This is a genomic window from Plantactinospora veratri, assembly GCF_036421995.1.
Classification (GTDB): Bacteria; Actinomycetota; Actinomycetes; order Mycobacteriales; family Micromonosporaceae; genus Plantactinospora; species Plantactinospora veratri.
This window is the reverse complement of sequence record NZ_JAZGQL010000001.1, coordinates 1-21,859: the sequence shown is the minus strand read 5'-3', so window position 1 is coordinate 21,859 and position 21,859 is coordinate 1. Positions and strand designations below refer to the sequence as shown.

The 21,859-nt window shown below is 70.9% G+C and carries 15 protein-coding genes, 1 tRNA gene and 1 pseudogene; 9 read left to right on the top strand and 8 right to left on the bottom strand.

The features are described from left to right. Positions 1-59: 59 nt before the first annotated feature. Positions 60-4,418, top strand: a complete 4,359-nt coding sequence (locus V1634_RS00085) for a HEAT repeat domain-containing protein (RefSeq protein WP_331205650.1) — start codon at positions 60-62, stop codon at positions 4,416-4,418. A gap of 11 nt (positions 4,419-4,429) precedes the next feature. Here the strand turns inward: V1634_RS00085 and V1634_RS00080 are convergent, their stop codons facing one another. The 4 genes from V1634_RS00080 to V1634_RS00065 all read right to left on the bottom strand — a co-directional run bounded on the left by V1634_RS00080 (position 4,430) and on the right by V1634_RS00065 (position 9,463). Continuing rightward, positions 4,430-5,389 (bottom strand): SCO2522 family protein, encoded by a 960-nt coding sequence (locus tag V1634_RS00080; RefSeq protein ID WP_331205649.1) that lies wholly within the window; start codon positions 5,387-5,389, stop codon positions 4,430-4,432. Continuing rightward, entirely contained in the window at positions 5,389-6,306 is a 918-nt protein-coding gene (locus V1634_RS00075; protein ID WP_331205648.1) for an SCO2523 family variant P-loop protein, read from the bottom strand. Before V1634_RS00075 ends, V1634_RS00080 begins: the two co-directional genes overlap by 1 nt. A 1-nt stretch (position 6,307) precedes the next feature. Continuing rightward, positions 6,308-8,140 carry an SCO2524 family protein gene (locus tag V1634_RS00070; protein ID WP_331205647.1) on the bottom strand — a complete coding sequence of 611 codons (1,833 nt, stop codon included), beginning with the start codon at positions 8,138-8,140 and terminating at the stop codon, positions 6,308-6,310. A gap of 339 nt (positions 8,141-8,479) precedes the next feature. After that, a complete protein-coding gene (locus V1634_RS00065; protein ID WP_331205646.1) occupies positions 8,480-9,463 on the bottom strand; it encodes a helix-turn-helix domain-containing protein in 984 nt (327 codons plus the stop codon). Between the two features lie 63 nt (positions 9,464-9,526). On the opposite strand from V1634_RS00065, the gene V1634_RS00060 reads away from it, so the two are divergent. The 6 genes from V1634_RS00060 (at position 9,527) to V1634_RS00035 (ending at position 17,437) form a co-directional block, all read left to right on the top strand. After that, complete coding sequence (locus V1634_RS00060) at positions 9,527-10,246, top strand: PP2C family protein-serine/threonine phosphatase (RefSeq protein ID WP_331205645.1); 720 nt, start codon at positions 9,527-9,529, stop codon at positions 10,244-10,246. A gap of 128 nt (positions 10,247-10,374) precedes the next feature. Continuing rightward, positions 10,375-11,736 (top strand): outer membrane protein assembly factor BamB family protein, encoded by a 1,362-nt coding sequence (locus V1634_RS00055; RefSeq protein ID WP_331205644.1) that lies wholly within the window; start codon positions 10,375-10,377, stop codon positions 11,734-11,736. A 64-nt stretch (positions 11,737-11,800) separates the two neighbouring features. After that, positions 11,801-12,355 (top strand): 2Fe-2S iron-sulfur cluster-binding protein, encoded by a 555-nt coding sequence (locus tag V1634_RS00050; protein ID WP_331205643.1) that lies wholly within the window; start codon positions 11,801-11,803, stop codon positions 12,353-12,355. Then, positions 12,352-13,362: an FAD binding domain-containing protein gene (locus tag V1634_RS00045; protein WP_331205642.1), complete on the top strand. Its 1,011-nt coding sequence runs from the start codon at positions 12,352-12,354 to the stop codon at positions 13,360-13,362. The genes V1634_RS00050 and V1634_RS00045 overlap by 4 nt, the downstream gene beginning before the upstream one ends. Positions 13,363-13,384: 22 nt before the next feature. Continuing rightward, the gene (locus V1634_RS00040; protein ID WP_331205641.1) at positions 13,385-15,487 is read left to right on the top strand and encodes a xanthine dehydrogenase family protein molybdopterin-binding subunit; all 2,103 of its coding nucleotides are present in this window, start codon (positions 13,385-13,387) and stop codon (positions 15,485-15,487) included. Between the two features lie 534 nt (positions 15,488-16,021). Next, entirely contained in the window at positions 16,022-17,437 is a 1,416-nt protein-coding gene (locus V1634_RS00035; RefSeq protein WP_331205640.1) for an FAD-dependent oxidoreductase, read from the top strand. On the opposite strand, the gene V1634_RS00030 is transcribed toward V1634_RS00035, so the two are convergent. After that, positions 17,419-17,547, bottom strand: coding sequence for a hypothetical protein (locus V1634_RS00030; RefSeq protein ID WP_331205639.1), 129 nt, complete (start codon positions 17,545-17,547; stop codon positions 17,419-17,421). The two genes, V1634_RS00035 and V1634_RS00030, sit on opposite strands and share 19 nt — an antisense overlap. 266 nt (positions 17,548-17,813) lie before the next feature. After that, positions 17,814-17,886, bottom strand: a tRNA-Lys gene (locus V1634_RS00025). A gap of 861 nt (positions 17,887-18,747) precedes the next feature. Here V1634_RS00025 and V1634_RS00020 point away from each other — a divergent pair. After that, the gene (locus V1634_RS00020) at positions 18,748-19,143 is read left to right on the top strand and encodes a hypothetical protein (protein ID WP_331205638.1); all 396 of its coding nucleotides are present in this window, start codon (positions 18,748-18,750) and stop codon (positions 19,141-19,143) included. Positions 19,144-19,796: 653 nt separating this feature from the next. Continuing rightward, positions 19,797-20,357: a hypothetical protein gene (locus tag V1634_RS00015; protein ID WP_407951683.1), complete on the top strand. Its 561-nt coding sequence runs from the start codon at positions 19,797-19,799 to the stop codon at positions 20,355-20,357. Positions 20,358-20,467: 110 nt separating this feature from the next. On the opposite strand, the pseudogene V1634_RS00010 reads toward V1634_RS00015, so the two are convergent. Together V1634_RS00010 and V1634_RS00005 are read right to left on the bottom strand one after the other, a co-directional pair. Beyond that, positions 20,468-20,736: pseudogene (locus V1634_RS00010) on the bottom strand (helix-turn-helix domain-containing protein); the annotation flags it as partial. A 147-nt stretch (positions 20,737-20,883) separates the two neighbouring features. Continuing rightward, positions 20,884-21,699, bottom strand: a complete 816-nt coding sequence (locus V1634_RS00005; protein ID WP_331205637.1) for a SigB/SigF/SigG family RNA polymerase sigma factor — start codon at positions 21,697-21,699, stop codon at positions 20,884-20,886. Between the last annotated feature and the right edge of the window lie 160 nt (positions 21,700-21,859).

Genomic DNA, 21,859 nt, shown 5'->3' with positions numbered 1-21,859 from the left:
TTGCGTCCTATTGATACGGTTGCGTTACGCGCCGCTCACGCCGCCCCCTAGGAGCCGCCGTGACCAAGGTCTACGTCTCGGCCACTTTCCGGGATCTGCAAGACTGCCGAGCCGCCGTGCAACTGGCGCTGCGCCGGCTGCGGGTCGAGGACATGGCCATGGAGTCGTACGTAGCCGAGGACCGGCGTCCCCTCGAACGCTGCCTTGCCGACGTCGCCGAGTGCGACGTCTACGTCGGCATCTTCGCCTGGCGGTACGGCTTCATCCCAGCCGGCTACGACCGCTCCATCACCGAACTCGAATACCGGGAGGCGCTGACCGGCGGCAAGCCGTGCCTGATCTTCCTGCTGGACGAGGAGGCGCCCTGGCCGCGCAGCTTCGTGGACCGGGGACGGGACGCGGAGAAGATCGAGGCGCTCCGGGCGGAGCTGGCCGACCGGCACATGTGCAGCACCTTTCGGGATCCGGCCGACCTGGCCGCGATGGTGACCGCGGCGGTGGCGAACTGCCTCACCGATGCCGGGGTGCCGATCGGCGACATGCACACGCTGAGCCGGGACACGCTCAAGCAGTACCTGCTCCGGTTGCGGCAGCACTACGGGGTGCTGGACCTGGACGCGCTGACCCCGGAACAGACCGAGGACTACCTGCGGATCCAGTTGATGTCGGTCTTCGTCGAGCAGTGGGTACGCGAGGATCCGCCCCCGGCCGAGCTGCCCCGGGAGTGGCTGCGCCGGATGCAGTCCGAGGGGCGGATCGGCACCGAGGACGTACCGGAGGAGGTCGATCCCCGGGAGTTGGTGCAGTTGCACGAGTCGTACCGGGCGAAGCCGTTGCAGCGGCTCTTCGACGTGCTCGGCGCGCCGGACCAGCGGGCGATCGTACTGCTCGGCGACCCCGGCTCGGGCAAGTCGACCGCCGCCCGGTACGTCGCGCTCAGCCTCACCGGCGGCCCGGTCGACGACCGGCTGACCGCGCTCGCCGAGCACCTGCCGCTGCTGATCGAGCTGCGCTCGTTCGTCACCCTGGCCGCCGAGGGCAAGTGCGAGAACTTCGTCGACTATCTCGACCACCGGGCCGCCACCGACGGGCTCGGCATCGAGCGGACCGCGCTGCTGCGGCACCTCGGGGTCGGCGGCCGGGCGGTGCTGATCCTGGACGGTCTGGACGAGGTCTTCGACCGGCACCGCCGGGAGGAGGTGGCCCGGCAGATCGCCGGCTTCGCCGCCAACCACCCACAGGTACGCATGATCGTCACGTCCCGGATCATCGGATACTCGCGCCGCATCCTGACCAGCGTCGGTTTCGTGCACTACACGTTGCAGGACCTGGACGAGGAACAGACCGGCGACTTCCTGTCCAGCTGGTACCGGCTGGCGATCCGGGACCGGCCCGAGGACGCGCACGCCCAGCGGGCCCGGCTGCTGGACGCGATGCGGCACTCGCACGCGATCCGGGAACTCGCCGGCAACCCGCTGCTGCTGACCATCTTGGCGATCATCGGCAAGCACCAGCCGCTGCCCCGGGAGCGGTGGAAGCTCTACGACCATGCCGCGACCGTGCTGGTGGCGCAGTGGGACACCGACCGGCACCTGCGGGAGCAGTCCTCGGTCGCCGGGTTCCTGGACCCGGAGGACAAGAAGGAACTGCTGCGCCGGCTGGCGTACCGGATGCAGTCGGCCGACCGGGGCCTGACGGTCAACTACATCGACCGGACGGAACTCAGCGACGTCTTCGAGCAATATCTGGTCGAGCGCTACCGGCGGGACGCCGCCACCGCCCGCAGCATCGCGCTGGCAATGATCGACCAGTTCCGGGAGCGGAACTTCATCCTCAGCCGGTACGGCCCGCAGGTCTACGGATTCGTGCACCGCACCTTCCTGGAGTTCTTCTGCGCCGACGCCATCCTGGCGAAGTTCCAGCACGACCAGGTGCTCTCCTTCGACCAGCTCAAGGACCTCTTCCGGCAGCACTGGGCCGACCTGTCCTGGCGGGAGGTGCTCCGGCTGCTCGCCGGTGCGCTGCACCAGAACCACACCGCGCAGCTCATCCAGCTGCTCACCACCGAGGTCAACCAGCCCTGGCCGCCGGCCGACTTCGCTCCGCCGCCGTGGAACCTGGCGCTGGCCGTGCAGTGCCTGGCCGAGGTGCGCAACCTGCACAGCGCCGCCGCCAAACCGGCGGAGACGCTGCTGCGGCAGCTCATCCTGCTGCTGGAGCACTGCGTCTCGATCGACGACCGGGAAACCGCCCGGCTGATCGACGAGGAGATCCTGCCGGCCGCCAAGGCGATCGGCCCGAACTGGCCCGGCCGCAAGATCTACCTCTCCTGGTACCGCCGCCGGGGCGTCCGGGTCGTCTGGAACCCGGTCTCCACCCACGCCGCCCGGCTGGCCGCGATGCTCTCCACCCCGGCCGAGCGGATCGACGACCTCTTCGACGACGTGCTCGCCAGCATGGACGAGAGCCCCGCCTCCTACGCCTCGGTCGCCGGCCTCGCCGAGCTGGCCCTGCTCGCCACCACCGCCGTGGACAGCCCCGCCCACCAGGCCGCCGCCGCCCGGGCCCGGACCCGGCTGATCAAGCGCGCCCGGGCCGACAACCACGCCGGGGTGCGACTCGCCGCCGTACAGGCTCTCGGGGAGCGGTTCGGCACCGATCCGGAGGCACGCGACCTGCTCATCGAACGGGTCCGCGCCGACGGGTACGCCGGGGTGCGGCTCGCCGCCGTGCAGTCGCTCGGCGAACGCTTCCGGGACGAGCCGAACGTCCGCGAGCTGCTCCGGGAACGCGCGCACGCCGACGAGCACGCCAGCGTACGGCGCGCCGCGATCCAGACCCTCGGCGACCGGTACGGCGGCGACGACGAACTCCGGGACGTACTCGTCGAGTGCCTGCGCACCGACACCGACGCCGAGGTGACCAGGACCGCCGCGCACGTCCTGGTCGAGCGGTTCGCCGCCACCCGGCACGTCCGGGACCTGCTGATCGAACGCGCCCGCGACGACACCGACCCGCTGACCCGGCGCACCAGCGTGCGGGTCCTCGGCGAACGGCTGGCCGGTGACGCGAAGGTCCGGTCGGTGCTCATCGAGCGGGTCCGGGTCGACCGTGACCCGGGGGTGCTCCGGGCCGCCGCCCGCGCTCTGATCGACCGACACGGTCCGGACACCGCCACCCGGGACCTGCTGGTCAGCCGCACCGGCGGGGACACCGACGAGGCCGTCCGGCTGGTCGCGATGCGGATGCTGGTCGAGCACTTCGACCGGGACACCGCACTGATCGAGCTGTTGGTCACCGCCGCCCGCCAGGACCGGGACGCCGACGTACGGCTGCTCGCCGCCCGGGCGCTGACCGACGAGATCGGCGCCGAGGCGTCGGTCGGGGCCGCGCTCGGCGAACTCGCGCTGCGGGACCGGGACGCCCGGATCCGGCTCGTCGCCGCCCGGGCCCTGATCGAGCGGGTCGGGATGGACTCCGCCGTCTCCGAGGTGCTCGCCGAGCTCGCCCGGGACGACTCCGACGCGGCCGTACGCCTCGCCGCCGTCAACGCCCTCGCCGACACCGTACGCCGGGATCCGGCCACCCGGGAGGTGGTGCTCGACCGGGCCCGCCTCGACTCCGACGCGGAGGTGCGGCTCGCCGCGCTCCGGGCGCTGACCCGGGAGCCGCAGCTGTCCGACCAGGTCCACCAGGTGCTGGTCGACCGGGCGCACCACGACCCGGACGCCGCCGTCTTCGCGCTCGCCGCCACCGCGGTGGTGGAACGGAGCGGTTCCCGCGACGACGTGCACGACCTGCTCGCCGGTCGGGTGCACGGGGACAGCAACGCCCGGGTCCGGCTCGCCGCCGTACGACTGCTGGTGCAGCGGGTCGGCGTCGACGCCGACGTCCGGGAGGCGCTACTGGAACGGATCCGGCACGACCCCGACGCCGAACTCGTGCACGAGGCCGCCGTGGAACTCGCCACCCGGCTCGGCACCGACGTGGAGCAGTGCGAGGTGCTGATGACCCGGGCCGCCGGCGAGGACCCGCAGATCCGCACCGTGGCGGTACGCATCCTCGGCGAGCACTTCGGCGCCGATCGGGCAGTACGCGAGCTGCTGATCGAGCGGGCCGGCAACGACAAGGACGTGCAGGTGCGCCGGGAGGTGCTGCGGGTACTCGGTGAACGGCTCGCCGAACATCCGGAGGTGCGTACCCTTTTCGTGGAGCGGCTGCGCGACCAGGACTGGTCGGTGCGGGCCGCCACCGTGCAGGCCCTCGGCACCCACTTCGGCAACGACCGCCAGACCCGGGAACTCCTCACCGAACTCGCCCGCGACGACCCGGACCCCGATTTCCGGCGCCGGGCCAGTCAGGTGCTCACCTGGCTACCTGACGCGGACCCCGACCACCTGCCGGACGTACGGCGGTGAGCGGCGTGCGGTCAGTCGCCGACGAAGACGTAGTCCGCCCGCTCGACCAGGTCCTTGGGCAGGTCGATGTGTTCGTTGCGGCTGCGGGTCTGGATCTGGTCCAGCACCGCCGGGCTGATCGAGACCTGGCTCAGGATCGTCCGGACGGCGTGCTCGATGGGGAGGAAACGCGAGCCGAGCACCGAGAAGGTCCGGTACGCGCTGAACGGCGCGGCGTGCGGGTTGAGCTTCACCACCGCCGGCATCTCGTCCCAGTCGTCCGGCCAGTCGTCGAGCTGGTAGGGATTCGTGACGCCCTCGCCCTCGTGCCGGAGCAGCCCCAGCCGCATGAGCTGCCAGACGGCCGCCAGGAACGGGCAGGACCAGCGCCGCTGGCCGTCGTCCTCGTAGTCCCACAGCTCGACGTCCATGAAGATGGAATGCCGGTTCGCCGCGTTCTGCACCGGCGGCTGCCAGGTCCGGCCGGCGCTCATCGCCTGGCCGGGGCCGGAGACGGGCGACCGCCTGCCGTTGCAGAGCCAGCCGGTCTCCGAGGTGGGCGGGCGGTCACCGGTGGTTTCCGGGACCGGATCGGAGACGAGCTGGGTGAGCACCAGCTCGGCGAGCGGGATGTCGTCGGCCTGGGCGCAGCCGGCCTCCCGGGCGAAGTAGTCGATCACCAGCCCGGTGTCCTGCGCGGCCTCGCGCACCTGTTCCATCACCACCCTGGGCGTGCTGAACCGGGTGAAGTAGTCGTCGATCAGGAAGCAGGTGCTGATCCGGGGCCGGCCACTCGGCAGCCGGTCGGCGCAGGCCTGCCGGGCCGCCGCCGCCCAGGGCGCGACCCGGGCGAAGTGCCGGCGGAGCTGGTCGATGCCGCCGGCGAACTCCTCGATGTAGAGGTGCCCCAGCTCGACGGAGAGGTGCGAGAGCGGTACGGACTCGACACTGCGTCTGGCCGCCGTCTCCTCGAAGGTCACATCCGGTCTCATCACAGCATCTCCCAGGCCGCGTCGTCGACGATGAGCTTTGCCAGTGCCGAGAAGGCCTCCACGGTCTCCAGGTTTGCGATCTTGCGCGCGTACACGTCGTTGTCGGAGATGAGCTGCTCGCGCCATTGCAGCACCGGGTCGAGCGGTACGGAGCCGATCAGCATGGTCCGGCCCACCCGGTTGTTGCTGGCCAGCTCCAGCAGGTCCTGGTTGCACTCCCGCAGCCAGGCGACCTGCGCCGGCCGCAGCCCCTCCAGTTCCGGCGAGTCCGGGTCGACCACGGCGGTACGCACGAACCGGAGCCGGTTCACCAGCTCGTCGTGGTCGTGCCCGACCCGGGTGCCGGCGTCCAGGATGCCCCGGGTGCCGTAGACCAGGCCCGAGGCGGCGAGGACGTGCTGCCGGGTCCAGCGGTGGAAGACCAGCCAGCGGGACCGTACCGACTTCAGCTCCGGCATGGCGGTGGCCGCCAGCACCATCTGGGTGGCGTACGACCGGCCGGCGCTGAGGTCGACGAGGCTGAGGTCGAACTCCTCCTCCAGCCGCAGGAAGAGCCGGGCGCAGCGTTCGATCCGCTCCCGGGTGGCCGGGAACTCCCCGCCGCCGCTGTCGCCGGGCAGCAGCACCAGCCGGCCGGCGCCGGGCGGCCGGTTACGCAGGCTGGGCCGGTCGGACTCGGTCCAGACCTCGATCCGCTGCGGCTCGGCCAGGGCGCCGTCGAGGTAGTCGTGCAGCCCGCCGCGGGTGGTGCCGTGCACGGCGGAGTCGATGTTGAAGATCGCACCGGCCGTCGGCGACCCGAAGTCGAAGTCGAGATAGCAGACGTCGCTGCCCTGCAACGCGCTCCGGTAGAGCATGTTGCTGCTGGTTACCGAGCGTCCGGTGCCGCCCTTGTCGGAGGCCGCGAAGATCAACATTTCAGCCAGCCTCCGCGACGTCGCGGCGGGCCGCGTTCAACTCGTCCAACCAGCGCAGTACCGAACTGGTCAGTGCCGCCGCCGTACCGGGCCGCTCGTGCACGATCTCCCTGGCCCGCCTCAGGTTCACCCGGACCACCTGGAGGGTCTGCTGCATCTTCGGACCCGCCTCCGCCGCACCGGCCAGCAGTTCCATGTCGTAGAGGTGCTCGGCCTCGTTGAGCAGGTCCAGCGCGTGCATGGTGAGCCGCTCGCTGCGCAGCGGTGGCCGGCGCAGCACGCGGACGGTGGTGACCAGCCCCTGCACCACCCGTTCCGTGTAATACCACGACGGGGAATCGTGGAAGTCGTCGAACTGCCGGAACACCCGGGCCGGCTGGTCCCACAGGCTCCGGCCGCTGCCGCGTTCGAGGCGGCGGAGCACCAGATGGTCCCAGACCCGGTCGGCCAGGTCCAACATCCTGGCCCGCTGCTCGGCGTCGCTGAGCAGGCCGGCGATGTAGACGGTGCGCTGCAACAGCAGGGCGGAGAACTCGGTCACCGTCCAGCGCAGCGTCGGGCCGCCCAGCTTCTCGCTGTTCTGCAACGTCATCCGCACCCCGGGAGAGTGCAGCGCGAGCGCCGGATCCTGGTCGAAGGGCCGGCGGGTGATCCGCGCCCGGTTGGCCAGCTCCTCCAACACCGCCCCGACCCGACCCAGCTCGGCGTCGGCGCCCCGCTCGACCACCAGACCCTTGACCGCCAGGGAGGTCACCAGCAGGGTGTAGTAGTCGGTCGCGTCCCGGTCGGTGGTCCGCCAGGGGATGTCCTCCAGCGGCCAGCGGTGGCCGTCGCCGAAGGTGGCGACGGTGGCCCAGTAGCCCCGGGTCAGATCCCAGCGCAGTTGGAGTGCCCGGGAGAGCCGTTGCTGCTCCTCGTTGAGCAGACCGAGGATCCGGGTCCGCTCGGTGAAGAGCTCCTCGATCGCGTCGATCGCGATGACGGTGAAGTAGAGATAGGGCTCCTCGGGTGCCACGCCGACCGGCTGCTGGCCGACCGGCTCGGTCGTCTCGACGTCCGGGGCGTCCCGGACGATGCCCCAGGACCAGCCGCACTCGAAGAGCCGGTTCGGACTGTCCAGGTCGGCCACCTGGCCGGAACCGATCATGACCTCGCGGAAGCTCGCGATGGTCTGCCGCAGCCGGCGGCGCAACTGCGCGACGATCTGCCGCTGCGGCAGGTTGCTCTGGTTGAGGGTACGGACCAGCGCCTGGCCCTCCTCGGAGTCGACGTCGAAGACGTTCACCGCGAAGCTGCGCAGCAGGCCCACCATGGCGGCGGTCAGCCGCGCGCTCGCCATGCTCTCCAGCTCGTCGATCTCCCGGAGAATCTCCTCGCGGCGTACCGCCGTGCGGAAGACCCGGGCGAAACCGATGGCGGCCAGGGAGAGTGTGATCGACATGGCGAACGAGTCGACGATGTCGAGATCGAGTTGCTGTTCGGAGGGCTCGCCGCCGTCGGTCTGGAAATATGTCCGGCCGGAGAAGACCGGCGTCCCGGATTTGTCGGTGTAGCGCTGGTAATACTCGGTGAGCACCTGGATCAGGATCCGGGGAATCTGGGTGGCGGTACCGAGTGGACGCAGCGCCCTGATCATTTCCTCGGCGGTCTCGTCCGGACGGTCCAGTCCGAAGTCCGCCTGGGTGGCCGGCAGCAGGATGCAGAGCAACTGCTCGGCGTCACTGATCGAATTGGGCCCGTCCCGCCCGCCCCACTGCCACTTTCCGTCCTGCCAGCTCGTCCGGACGGTGGCCGCCCAGATCTCCAGGAGCTCCTGACGGGGCTGGATCCTCATCTATCGTGCACCACCATCCGCGAAAAACACCGGCTAGGTCGAGCGGCACTCATGTTGTGCGTCGGGAAGTCCCGGGTGGCTCCCGCACGCGCCTCGATGATAGAGACGTGACCGACCGGCTGCGGCAACCCCGGCTCCACGACCGGGTGCGATCAGAGGAAGATGCTGGTCAACGCCGGACTGGTCGGCCTTTCCACAGTGGTGCCACGTTTCACCGCGGCCACCCCCTTCGCATCTCGGGCCTATCCATCAATGATGGCGTACGCGTCAAGGCGGGCGGAACACCTCGCCGAGCCGCTCACCAGCGACGCCGTATCCGAGCGGGGTACCCGGACCGGATCAGCTCTGCCGGGCCGGATCGGTGAGCTGCTGGCGTACCGCCCAGAGCGCCGCCTCGGTACGCGACGCCGAGCCGGTCTTGCGGAGCAGATTGGAGACGTGCACGGTGACCGTCCGCACCGATATGCCGAGCGACCGGGCCACCTGCTTGTTGGACATGCCGGCGGCCAGACAGGAGAGCACCTCGATCTCCCGGCCGGTCAGTTCGGCGGTGGGCGTCGGGGCGACGAGTTCCTCGGGCCGGCGGCCGCGCTCCGCTACCAGCAGCTCCACCAGCCGGTAGGGGTTGCCGCCGGTGCGCCGCCAGACGGCGTCGACGACCGACGACGGCACCGGCGCGCCGGGGTAGACCTGGCCGAGCACGGCGGCCACGTCCGGCCGGCCCAGCGGGCCGAGATGCTGCCGGATCGCGCCCGGCGCGCCGGAGAGCCGGGCCAGGGTGGCGGCGACCAGTTGGGGCGACACCGCCTCCTCCGCCGGCCGGCTGCCGACGAGCAGCAGGGCGGGCAGGTCCGGTGCGGCGGCCAGCTCGCCGACCAGGTTGAGGCTGGCCGGGTCGAGCGCGTGCAGGTCCTCCACCACCAGTACCGCCGGCCCGGCTCCGACCAGCGCCCGTACGGTGCGTACCGCGAGGCGTAGCAGCGCGTCGGGGGCGTACCGCTCGCGGGGCGCGTTCGGGTGCTGGGCCAGCCAGGCCAGCGCGTCGGGCGGCAGCGGCAAGTCGGCGGTGTCCCGACCGCTGAGCGCGGCGGCGAGCCAGTCGTACGGCGCCGGGGTGTGCACCCGGGCCGTACCGGTGAGGATGGTCACCGGTCGGGGCGAGAGGCCGTCCAGGGCGGCGCTGATCAGCAGGCTCTTGCCGACCCCGGCGGCGCCGGTGACCACCACGCAGCCGGTCCGGGGGCGCCCGCCACTGACCACGGCCCAGGCGGCGGCGAACTCGGCCAGCTCGCCGGCACGCCCGACCATGGAGACCGGCATCATGAGTCAACCCTACGCAGTACTGCGTAGTGACTTTGCCGTGGATCTCGGGGCAAGCTGCACGGTATGACCTTTGTCCTGCGCAGCTTGGCCGTCAGCGACCCTGGCCTGGTCCGGCCGAACAACGAGGACGTGGCGTTCGCCGGCAGCCGCCTGGTCGCCGTCGCCGACGGGATGGGCGGCGCACCGGCCGGCGAGGTGGCCAGCGAGATCGCGATCAGCACGCTCGCCCCGGTGGAGCGGTCCGCCCCCGACGGGGAGCCCGTGACCGCCCTGCTGGAGGCGATCGACACGGCCAACGGCCGGATCCGGGCGGTGACCGAGGCCGACCCGGCCACCGAGGGGATGGGTACCACCGTCACCGCGATGCTGCTCGCCGGCCGCCGGCTCGCGGTGGCGCACGTCGGCGACTCCCGGGGCTACCTGCTGCGCGGCGGCCGGCTGGCCCGGCTCACCAGGGACGACACCTTCGTACAGGCGCTGGTCGACCAGGGTGGGCTGACTCCGGAGGAGGCCCGGCGGCATCCGCAGCGGTCCCTGGTCACCCGGGTGATGCAGGGTGGCCCGCTGGAGCCGGCCACGATCGCGCTGATCGCCCAGTCCGGTGACCGGCTGCTGCTGTGCAGCGACGGCCTCTCCGACGTGGTCGACGACGACGCCATCGCCGCGACGCTGACGGGTTTTCCGGACCGGGAGGAGTGCGCGAGTCAGTTGGTGAAGCTCGCCCACCAGGCGGGTGCCCCGGACAACGTGACGCTGGTGGTCGCCGACGTCACCGCCGAATAGCCCCCTGCGGTCGCGTCGCTGACCGGCCGTCGGCGCGGACCGGGTGGTCCGGCCGCCCCTTCCGGGTGGCGGCGAGGTCGGATAATTGCCTCGGTACCCGACCGGCCCCGGCGGCGAAGGGTGAGGCCGTGGCGTTGATCGAACTCGGCGAGGAGCGCTACGACCTGCCGCCCGACCCTGCCCCGTCCCGCCGGTCGCGTCGACGTCGGCTCCGGACGGCCGCACTGGTGCTGGTCGGAGCGTTGGTGGCCGGCACCGGCGGCGCGGCGCCACCGGCCGTTCCGCAGCTCACCGAGGTGTACCGGATGAGCGACAGCGGATACTTCCTGCTGGCCGGTGACCGGATCTTCGTCGCCGAGCCGCTCGGTGGCGGGCACCGGGTCACCGCGTACGAGGTGGGGCGGCGGCGGCAGATCTGGAGCACGACGTACCGGACCGCGCACCGGCAGGCGGTGCTGGTCGAGGAGGACGGCCTGCTGGTGCTGGCGGAGGGAGGCGCCCAGAACGGCCCCTACCGCAGCACGGCGCTGGATCCCGGCACCGGCCGGACGCGCTGGTCGACGTCGAGCCAGCTCGCGACGCTGCACGGGGCGGGAGTCACGCTGATAATCGAGGAGGTGTTCCCGCCGGGCTCGCGGATCGATCCCGACAGGCCACCGCCGGTCACCACTCCGATCCACTACCCGGAGTGGGGTGCCGGGATGTACACGGCCGCGCCGATCGGGCAGACCGTCCGGGTGCTCGACCTCGACACCGGCCGGGACCTCTGGACCTCACCGCTGCTCACCGGCGTCGCCACCGTGCCCGCCACCGCCGGACGGCCGGCCGCGCTGCTGACCGGGCACCCGGACGGCCGGCTCGAACTGCGCGACCCCCGGAGCGGGGTGCTCCGGCAACCGCTCGATCCGGTGGGCGGTCCGCCGCTCTACGCGGAACGGGCCGGCGACTCCGTGCTGGTGCGGTCCGAGTCGCACCTCGCCCTCTATTCGGCGGACCGCTGGCAGCGCCGGTGGATCCGGGCACTGTCGACGGACGGGCCGAACGTCGGGGCCTGCGGGTCGATGCTCTGTCTGGAGGGGCGGACCGGCATCGAGGTGCTCGACCCGGTCACCGGCGGTACGGCGTGGCGCAGTGCCGGGCGGGTGTCGCTGCGGGGGCACGGCGTGCACCTGGTGGAGGTCGGCGAGAACGCCGCCCTCGGCCGGGCGGTGGACCCGCGCTCCGGGCGTACCGTGGTGGACCTCGCCGGCTGGACCGAGGTCCCGACCCCGACCGAGTCCGCGCCCATGCTGCTGCTCCGGCATGCCGGCAGCGGGGGCCGGACCTGGGTGGGTCTGCTGGATCCGGAGGGTACGGCGGTCCGCCCACTGGGTCCGCTGCCGTACGCCCTCTCCTCCTGCCGGTGGACCGCCCGGCTGCTCGCCTGCCGGACCGGGGACGGCGTCATCCGGGTCTGGCGGTACGCGCCGGGGTCGACCCCGCCGGGATGAGCGGCGGGTACCGGAAGGCCCGGATTGGTCCCGCACCGGCGGCTTCACTCGGTAATCTCGACATATGGTGCAAACCAGTCCGGACATTGACCTGCCGCACCGGTCGTCGGTGCGGCTAACCGTCAACGGCAGACCGTACGAACTCGACCTCGACAACCGGACCAGCCTGCTCGACACGCTCCGCGAGCACCTGGGACTGATCGGCGCGAAGAAGGGCTGCGACCACGGCCAGTGCGGCTCCTGCACCGTGCTGCTCGACGGTCGGCGGGTGAAAAGCTGCCTGGTCCTCGCCGTCGCGGCGGACGGTGCCGACCTGCTCAGCGTGGAGGGGCTGGCGCAGGACGGGCAGCTGCACCCGTTGCAGAGCTGCTTCGTCGCGCACGACGCCTTCCAGTGCGGCTACTGCACCTCCGGCCAGATCTGCTCCGCCCTCGGCATGCTCGACGAGGTGCGCCGGGGCTGGCCGAGCGAGGTCACCGCCGACCTGACCGCCGGGCCGGCCGGGCTCACCGAGCCGGAGATCCGGGAACGGATGAGCGGCAACATCTGCCGCTGCGCCGCGTACCCGCACATCGTCTCCGCCATCCGCGAGGCCGCGGCGGCCGAGGACGTCCGATGAGGAGCTTCCGGTACGAGCGGAGCACCGACCCGGGCCGGGCGGTGGCCCTGGTGGCCGGCGAGCCGGACGCGACCTACCTCGGCGGCGGCACGAACCTGGTCGACCTGATGAAGCTCGGGGTGGCCCGACCCGGGCTGCTGGTCGACGTCACCCGGCTGCCACTGGACTCGGTCGAGTCGCTGCCCGACGGCGGGCTCCGGATCGGCGCCACGGTCCGCAACAGCGACCTGGCCGCGCACCCGACGGTCGGCCGGGACTTCCCGGTGCTGGCCCGGGCCCTGCTGGCCGGGGCGAGCGGGCAACTGCGCAACATGGCCACCGTCGGCGGCAACCTGCTGCAACGTACCCGCTGCTACTACTTCCAGGACGTCAGCCGGCCGTGCAACAAGCGGGAGCCCGGCGCCGGCTGCTCGGCGCTGGAGGGACAGAACCGGGAACTCGCCATCCTCGGCTGGTCACCGCAGTGCGTCGCCACCCACCCCTCGGACATGGCGGTCGCGCTGGTCGCCCTCGACACCGTGGTGGAGGTGCTGGAGCCGACCGGCGCCCGGGACATCCCGCTGGCCGAGTTCCACCGGCTCCCCGGCGAGCGGCCGGACCAGGAGACCACGATGGCCCCGGGCGGGCTGGTCACGGCGGTACGGATCCCCGGGCTGCCGTTCGCACGCCGTTCGGCGTACCGGAAGGCACGGGACCGGGCATCGTTCGCCTTCGCCGCCGGCTCCGTGGCGGCGGCGATCGACCTCGACGGCGGCCTGGTCCGGGACGTCCGGCTGGGCTGGGGCGCGGTCGCGCACCGGCCCTGGCGGCCCCGGCTGGCCGAGGCGGCGCTGCGCGGGCAACCGGCGACCGAGGAGACCTTCCGGCTCGCCGCCGAGGAGGAACTCGCCGCCGCCCGACCGCTGGCGCACAACGCCTTCAAGATCCCACTGATCCGCAACCTGACCGTGCGGACCCTGGCGGAACTGGTCGAGGACGGCACCGGCACGGCGGAGCGGGACCGATGAGCGGGCCCGCCGGGGTGACCCGGTGAGCGCGCCGGCCGCCGCCGTCGGCCGGGCACACCCCCGGCTGGAGGGCCGGGAGAAGGTCACCGGCACCGCCCGGTACGCGGTGGAGCATCCGGCGGAGGACCTGACGTACGGCTGGGCGGTCCAGGCCACCGTGGCGAAGGGGCGGATCATCCGGATCGACACCACGGCGGCGATGCGCGAGCAGGGGGTACTTGCGGTGCTGACCCACGAGACGGCGCCCCGGCTGAACCCGACGCAGAGCGCGGAACTGCTGCTGCTCCAGCAGCCCCGGGTGCGCTACCGGGGCGAGATCGTGGCGCTGGTGGTGGCCGAGTCGCTGGAGGCGGCCCGGGAGGGCGCCCGGGGAGTCCGGATCGACTACGACACCGAGCCGCACAGCAGCGTACTGACCGAGCGGCACCCGAGCCTCTACAAGCCGGACCAGGTCAACCCGGCCTACCCCACCGACACCTCGGTGGGCGACTTCGACAGCGGCTACCAGGCGGCGGAGGTGCGGCTCGACCAGACGTACCGGACCCCGGCGTACCACAACAACCCGATGGAGCCGCACGCCGCGACGGCGTCCTGGGCGGACGGCCGGCTGCTGGTACACGACTCCAGCCAGGGCAGCACGGACGTCCAGCACGCCCTCGGCCGCCTCTTCGAGCTGCCCGCCGAGACCATCCGGGTCACCGCCGAGCATGTCGGCGGCGGCTTCGGCAGCAAGGGAAGTCCCCGGTGCACGCCGGTACTGGCCGCGATGGCCGCCCGGCAGGTCGGCCGGCCGGTACGGCTGGCGCTGACCCGCCAGCAGATCTTCGGCCCGGTCGGGTACCGCACCCCGGTGATCCAGCGGATCCGGCTCGGCGCCGACGCCGACGGCCGGCTGGCCGCGATCTGCCACGACGCGATCAGCCAGACCTCCACCAGCATCGAGTTCGCCGAGCAGACCGCCGTGCTGACCCGGGCGCTCTACGCGGCACCGCACCGCCGGACGACACACCGGCTGGCCCGGCTCGACGTGCCGACGCCGTCCTGGATGCGCGCCCCCGGGGAATGCCCGGGATCCTTCGCGCTGGAGTGCGCGATGGACGAGCTGGCGGTCGCCTGCGGGGTCGACCCGGTCGAGTTGCGGCTGCGCAACGACACCGAGATCGATCCCGAGGAGGGTGTGCCGTTCAGCAGCCGCAACCTGGCCGCCTGCCTGCGGGACGGGGCCCGACGGTTCGGCTGGGCGGACCGCGATCCCGCCGCGGGCGTACGCCGGCAGGGCCGGTGGCTGGTCGGCACGGGCATGGCCAGCGCGATCTATCCGGCCCGGACCCCGGGGGCGTCCGCCGAGGCGGCGGCCGCCCCGGACGGGACGTACCGGGTGCGGATCAACGCCACCGACATCGGGACCGGCGCCCGGACCGCGCTCTGGCAGATCGCCGTGGACGCCCTCGGGGTACCCGGCGAGCGGGTCACGATCAGCATCGGCGACAGCGACCTTCCCCCGGCGTACGTCGCCGGCGGCTCGACCGGTACCGCCGGTTGGGGCCTGTCGGTGGACCGGGCCTGCCGGAGCCTGCGCCGGCAGCTCGACGAGCGGTACGCCGGGAGCGTCCCGCCGGAGGGCCTCTCGGTACGGCTCGACACCTCCGAGGAGACTCGCACGCTCCCCTCGGCCCCCCGGTACGCCTTCGGCGCGCACTTCGTCGAGGCGCGGGTGAACGTCGACTCCGGCGAGATCCGGGTCCCCCGGATGCTCGGGGTCTTCGCCGTCGGCGAGGTGGTGAACCCGACCACCGCCCGGTCCCAGTTGATCGGCGGGATGACCATGGGGCTCTCGATGGCGCTGCACGAGGAGGGGGTACTCGACCAGCGGTTCGGCGACTGGGTGAACCGGGACCTCGCCACCTACCACGTGACCGCCTGCGCGGACGTACAGCGGATCGAGGCGTACTGGGTGCCGGACGAGGACCGCGGGAACCCGCTCGGTATCAAGGGGCTGGGCGAGATCGGCATCGTGGGCTCGGCGGCGGCCGTCGCCAACGCGGTGCACCACGCGACCGGACTGCGGCTGCGTACCCTGCCGATCCAGCTCGACAAGCTGGTCGACCGGCTGCCCCTCGGCTGACGGCTCCCCCTCGGCCGACGGCTGCCGAGACGGCACAGGCTGCCGGGCCGCCGTCCGAGGGTTCGGTCCAGGTCATCATGACGGCTGTGGCCGGTCTTAAGCACGATGCCGTGGCCGAGTCCCGGATACGACTCTCTGTCGGCTTATCCAATCTGATCATCACCGCCGGCCAGGCGAACGGTTCGCTACTCGCTGCTACCACCGAATGTGAGCCAGAGCCGCGCGTGGACGGGTTTTCGGGCACACGCGTGAAGTCCCTGAACCGCACCTCCGCTTCGTCACACTGCATGATCGGGCGCCACGCGGCACGGCAACTCGGGCGAGCAGGCCCCCGCCGTGCCCCCTGCCAGGCCGTGGGTGGTCGGGCTCAGGGGTTCAAACCCTTCTCCCTACTGGCCGCGTCGGCCAGCAGCGTCGCGGCCGGTGTTCGCGCCGGCTCGCGGCAATGGTGATTCGCGTGAGCGCAATGTCGGAGAAGAAGGGCGGGCGATTCACCGCGGATAATTGTCCCTGTCGAAAAAGCATGGGAGGACCATGGGTCGCATCGTCGGCGGGCACGCGGTCGTTCTGGGCGCGAGCATGGCGGGCCTGCTCACCGCACGGGTCCTCGCGGAGTCGTTCGAGCGGGTGACGATCGTCGAACGCGACCGCCTGCCCTCGGGCGTGGCGCAGCGCCGCGGCGTACCGCAGGGACACCACATACACGCGCTGTTGGCCCGCGGCGCGCAGGTGCTGGACGGGCTGTTCCCCGGCCTGACCGCCGAGATCATCGCGGGCGGCGCACCTACTGGGGACCTGCTGGGCGGCATTCGATGGTTCCTGTCCGGCCATCGGATCAGGCAGGCGGACATCGGCCAGCCGGTCCTGTTCCCCAGCCGGCCGCTGCTGGAGTCCGGCGTGCGGGACCGCGTCCGCGCCCTGCCCAACGTCCGCGTCGCCGACGGCCTCGATGTCGTCGTGCCGACCACCACGGCCGACCGCCGCACGGTCACCGGGGTACGGGTGCGCGGTGCAGACGGCCACATCACGGTCATCGACGCGGACCTGGTCGTCGACGCGACCGGGCGCGGCTCGCGTACCCCGCTCTGGCTGGAGAGTTGGGGCTACACCCGACCGCAGGCCGACAAGGTGCATATCGGGGTGTGCTACACCAGCCGCGCCTACCGGTTGCCGCCCGGCGCGCTGGGCAGCGACGCGCTCATGCTGCACTCCTGGCACCCCGGGCAGCCGCGGGGCGCCGGGCTCGTCGCGCAGGAGGGCGAGCGGTACCTGGCCACCCAGGTCGGGATGCTCGGCGACCAACCACCGACCGAGCTGGAGGGTTTCCTCGCGTTCGCGCGGAGCCTGCCCTTCGACGACATCTACACCGCGATCCGCGACGGCGAGCCGCTCGGCAAACCGGCCACCTTCCAGTACCCGGCCAACGTGCGGCACCGGTACGAGCGGCTCTCCCGCTTCCCCGACGGGCTGTTCGTCCTCGGCGACGCAGTATGCGGGTTCAACCCCATCTACGGCCAGGGTATGACCGTGGCCGCGCTGCAAGCCGCCGCGTTCGGTGACCTGCTGGCCGCAGGGCGCCTGCCCACCTCGCGGCGCTACTTCCAGGCCATAGCCAAAGTCGTCGACGCGCCGTGGGAGATCGCCACCGGCTCGGATCTTGCCTTCCCCGAGGTACCCGGCCGCCGCACGGCACGGATCCGCATGGTCAACGCGTACCTGCCCCGGCTGCACGCCGCAGCCGCCACCGACGCGAGTCTGGGTGCCGCGTTTGTACGCGTGACGGGCCTGCTCGCTGCGCCCACCAGCCTGCTGCGACCGGATCGGGTGCTACGCGTCCTCCTCAGCCGCGACAGCGCCGCATCGAATGGCGCCGACGCGGTCGTACCTCCACCGGTCAACCTGCCGGCCGACCAGGCCGCCACACCAGGCGGTCAGAGACCCGCCGCCTGACCATCCAGGTCGAGACCGGTTTCGAGTTCGCGGTAGTCGTGTTCGACCGCGGTGGTGCTGGACACCCAGTCGGTCCGGGCGGCCAACCACGTCCCCCTCGCCTCGCCCACGCCGTCCGTGTAACCCCCACCAACAGGGCCTCTGACGAACTATCAAGCTCATAACGGACACAAGCTCTCGAACCACCCACTGGGGGGTGAGATGCCGGGCTATGTCGTGATGGCCGGATTTACCCCAAGACGACGTAGTGAACGTTAAATGTCTCGATTGCCAGCGGGGTCGGTGTCCGCGGACGTGAGTCACGGGTGTGACTCACACATGTCTCACGTTGTCCACAGTGGAATTAGGCAACGTGAATATCCGCAGGTGGGATGAGTGGGCCGCCTGGGATTCGAACCCAGAACCCGCGGATTAAAAGTCCGCTGCTCTGCCGGTTGAGCTAACAGCCCGTGTCCTGCAAGGCTACCGGATCGCTCACCGTACGTCCCGGGGGTATCGGTCGCGGCGGCGGTCTGGTCGCGGCCACGGTACGGCTCCGGCCGTGCCGGTGGCCGGGGGCCTGGGTGTCAGGTACTCCACGGCCCTCGCGGGGACCGCGTCGTCCGCGATCGCTGCGGCGAGGGAGGTGACCGGCCACGTCCAGCTCGACGTCGTGATCGAAAGTGCCGCCTTGCGCGACGGGCCAGCCCACCCGCCGGCCGAAAACAGGTGCTCCGAGCCCGAGCACTCAGGCGCGTCGTCGAAGACGCAGACAGCGGGCCGAGGACCGAGGAAGATCCGCGATCCGGGCTGGCACCCACATCGCACCCACGTGACACCCGCCGTCCACAGGGGACGACAACGTTCCGTGGTGGGGGACAAAGACCGCTCCCCGAGGATCAAAGTCCGCTGCTCTGCCGGTTGAGCTAACAGCCCGCTAGGGAGTGTCTCCTGGATCTTGTGGTGTGGATCGGCTATTCAGGATCCCGGGCTCGGGTGGTGGCGGCTGGTCCGGTGGGCTCGGCGGCGGCGCCTGGGTGTTGGTGCGGTCGGTGAGATGGGCGGCGGTGACCGCGCAGACGGCGAGGGCGGCCATGACCAGCACGGTGTGCCGCGCGATCGCCTCGTCCTATGACGACACGAGTTACGCCGGCGCCCATCGTGAGCAGGCCCATCACGATGAAAAGCCACACTGGTCCCACCGACCTTGACAAATTCCGTCCGTGTGGCAACGATCTTGGCAAGCGTCACAACAGAGAATTCCCTCCGGTCACGCCAGCCGTGACCGGAATGACGAAATGGAGGAGTCGCAGATGCGATGGTTACGACGAATGAGCCTGCTGGCGGCCGTGACGGCGGCCGTCGTATTTGGGGGCGCCGCGCACGCGAGTGCCGCGGTGCCGCCCCAAAACGTGCACTGGCTCTACACGGCGGGCGGCGGCGGTGCGGTGTTCTTCGACGCTGACCTGGCAGGCTATCCGTCGAGCGAAAAGGTGACGGTGTGTGACAACAAATCCAATGGCCGGGGCGTCTTTGCCGTTCTTGATGGAACCCACCCTGACACCGGTGGACCCTTCAGGGTCATGATAGATGACCCGTCCAACGACGGGGCCTGCAGGTCGACGCACGGAAACCTCTTTGCCGATGGGTACTACGTGTATGTCTTGGTCTGCGAACACGCAAGTGGCGCCTATTACAACTGTGCCGAGGCCAGAGGTGTGGCGTAGGGCCTACTACGGCAGCCACCATTAGCTGTCTGAGCAGTGTGGACACTGCGGGTGGGGTGGGCGCAGCCGCCTTGATGATCATGCGTGCGAAGACAACAAAAACGAGGGCGGCTGCGGCTGCCAGGATAGCGACAGCATCAACCGACACCGCCCGACCACGCCCACCACTGGAGCACCTGGCGCCGCCGCCACCAAGCCCGCTCACGCTGGTTCCACCAACGCACCCGACTCAGCCGCGGCCGGCACGGGCATCAAAGTAGCGTCCGCCGATTGGAAGACGGTCGACTCTACCGGCACCGTATCGGCGCAGGTCAGTTTTATTTTCACGGACGTCGACGCCACAACCGGACGGACGATTTTTTACAAAGGCACGCCGCACGAATGGCGCTTCCACACAAAGCAAGAACGGGGCATCGATGGCGGCTGGAAGGTTTGCCAAGTCGATGCCCCGCCGCTGTGCGGAGTCCATCTACGTTGCTAGCCGTTCGATGGCCCGTCCATTCGACGCTAGGGAATGCAGAGCCCTTGCCCGGCCTTCAATGATGCCCATTCGAGCTGTCCACTCGCTAGCTTCCAAATGGGCCGCCTGACTCGTGGCCTGGCCGGACCATTTCCGATACAACAAACCCGGTTCAGGGATAAGATACGGGTGGGTGTTCAACAAGGCCCGCCGTGACACCGGAGAGCCGCCGGCCGAGCTGGCCGCCGCCGTGCGCTGGCTCAAGGCCAACACTGTCGACCTGGCCGCGCTCGCCGACGCCGCGTTGGTCCGCAAGGCTCTCGACACGCTTGCCCTACGGATGGACGGCGCTCCCGCGTCGCCCAGCACGATCGCCCGGAAACGGGCCGTCTTCTCCGGCGCACTCAAGTACGCCGGAGAACTGCGGCTACTCGACGCGCACCCGATGTCGCTGGTGAGTTGGACCGCGCCGAAGACAGCCGATGAGGTGGACCGTCGCGCGGTGGTCAACCCCGATCAAGCGCGGGCACTGCTCGCCGAGGTGGGGCGTACCGTGCCCGAGTTGGAAGCGTTCTTCGGATGCATGTACTACGCCGCGCTGCGGCCCGAGGAAGTGCTTCACCTGAGGGAAGACGAGTACGAGCGGCCCGCCCAGCGTGGGGGGTGGGGCGTGCTGCACCTGACGGGCTCAACGCGGTGGCCGTGGGCCGGGCCTGGGGCGATGGGGACGACACCGCCGAGGACCGAGGGCTGAAACACCGGGCAAAGGCAGCGACCCGGGATGTGCCGGTGCCGCCGCCGCTCGTGCGGCTACTCGATCACACATCAAGGAGTACCCGCCGGGAGCGAACGGCAGGCTGTTCGGCCGAGGGTGTCGACGACCCGGTGCGCGGCGGAGTGCGACACCCCGAACAGCGGGCCGATCTGGCGCATCGTCAGGTTGGTACGCCAGTACGCGGCAACCAGGAGCACCCGGTCGGCCAGGCACAGCGCCCACGGCCTGCCCGGCCGTCCGTCGGCGATCGCGTCACCGCCTCGCTCGGACACCAGGCGGACCAGCCTGCGGAACTGGGCTGGTTGCGAACCAGTGAACGGGAAATCCACTCCGGGCGGGCTGACGTGATCACCTGCACCGGAACATCGTGCCCGATCATCCACAGAGGATGAAGAGCGAGTTACGAGACATCCTTTAGCCCGTACAGAGTACCGGACGACGGCCGGCCCGCCCCGGGGATAACCGGCCGGTGGGCCGCCCGGGACCGGGCGGCCGGGCGCACCGGTCAGTACGTGTCGGCGAGTTGGCCGCGGAGTTTGGTGAGGGCGCGGGTGAGGAGGCGGCTGATGTGCATTTGGGAGACGCCGATCTGTTCGGCGATCTGGGATTGGGTGAGGTTGCCGTAGAAGCGGAGGGTGAGGATTTTCTGTTCGCGTTCGTCGAGGGTGGCGAGGGCGGGGCCGAGGGCGACGCGGAGTTCGGCGAGTTCGTATTCGTTGTCTTCGGCGCCGAGGAGGTCGCCGAGTTCGGTGGTGCGGTCGCCGTCGCCGGTGGGGGTGGACAGGGAGACGGCGTTGTAGGCGCGGGCGCCTTCGAGTCCTTCGAGGACTTCTTCTTCGGTGAGGTTGAGGTGGGTGGCGATGTCGGTGATGGTGGGGGAGCGGCCGAGGGTTTGTAGGAGGTTGCTGTTGGCTTCGCTGATGGCGAGGCGGAGTTCCTGGAGGCGGCGGGGGACGCGGATGTCCCAGGTGCGGTCGCGGAAGTGTCGTTTGAGTTCGCCGATGATGGTGGGGATGGCGTAGCCGGCGAAATCGACGCCGCGGGTGGGGTCCCATTTGTCGATGGCTTTGATGAGGCCGACGGCGGCGGTCTGGGTGAGGTCGTCGGTGGGTTCGCCGCGTCCGCTGTAGCGGTGGGCGAGGTGGTGGGCCAGGGGGAGCCAGGCTTCGATGGCCTTGTCGCGGAGGGCGGGTCGGGAGGGGTGGTGGGTGGGTAGGGCGGTCATGGCGTGCAGGAGTTCGGTGGCGGTGTCGTTGGGGGTGGGGTGTGTGGTCCGGGTGGTGGCCGGGGCCGTGGTGGTGGGGGCTGTGGTGGTTGTCATGGTGGTCCTCCCTGCTGGGTGGGCGGGGGTGTGAGTTGTTCGGTGGTGGAGGTTGGTTATGTGGTGGTCGGGTGGTGGAGGTGTCGTGTGGCTGTTCAGGCATCACCTTAGCCCGTTGGTATCGGCGGATGCTAGCCGAACGGCTGATGTATAAAACGGA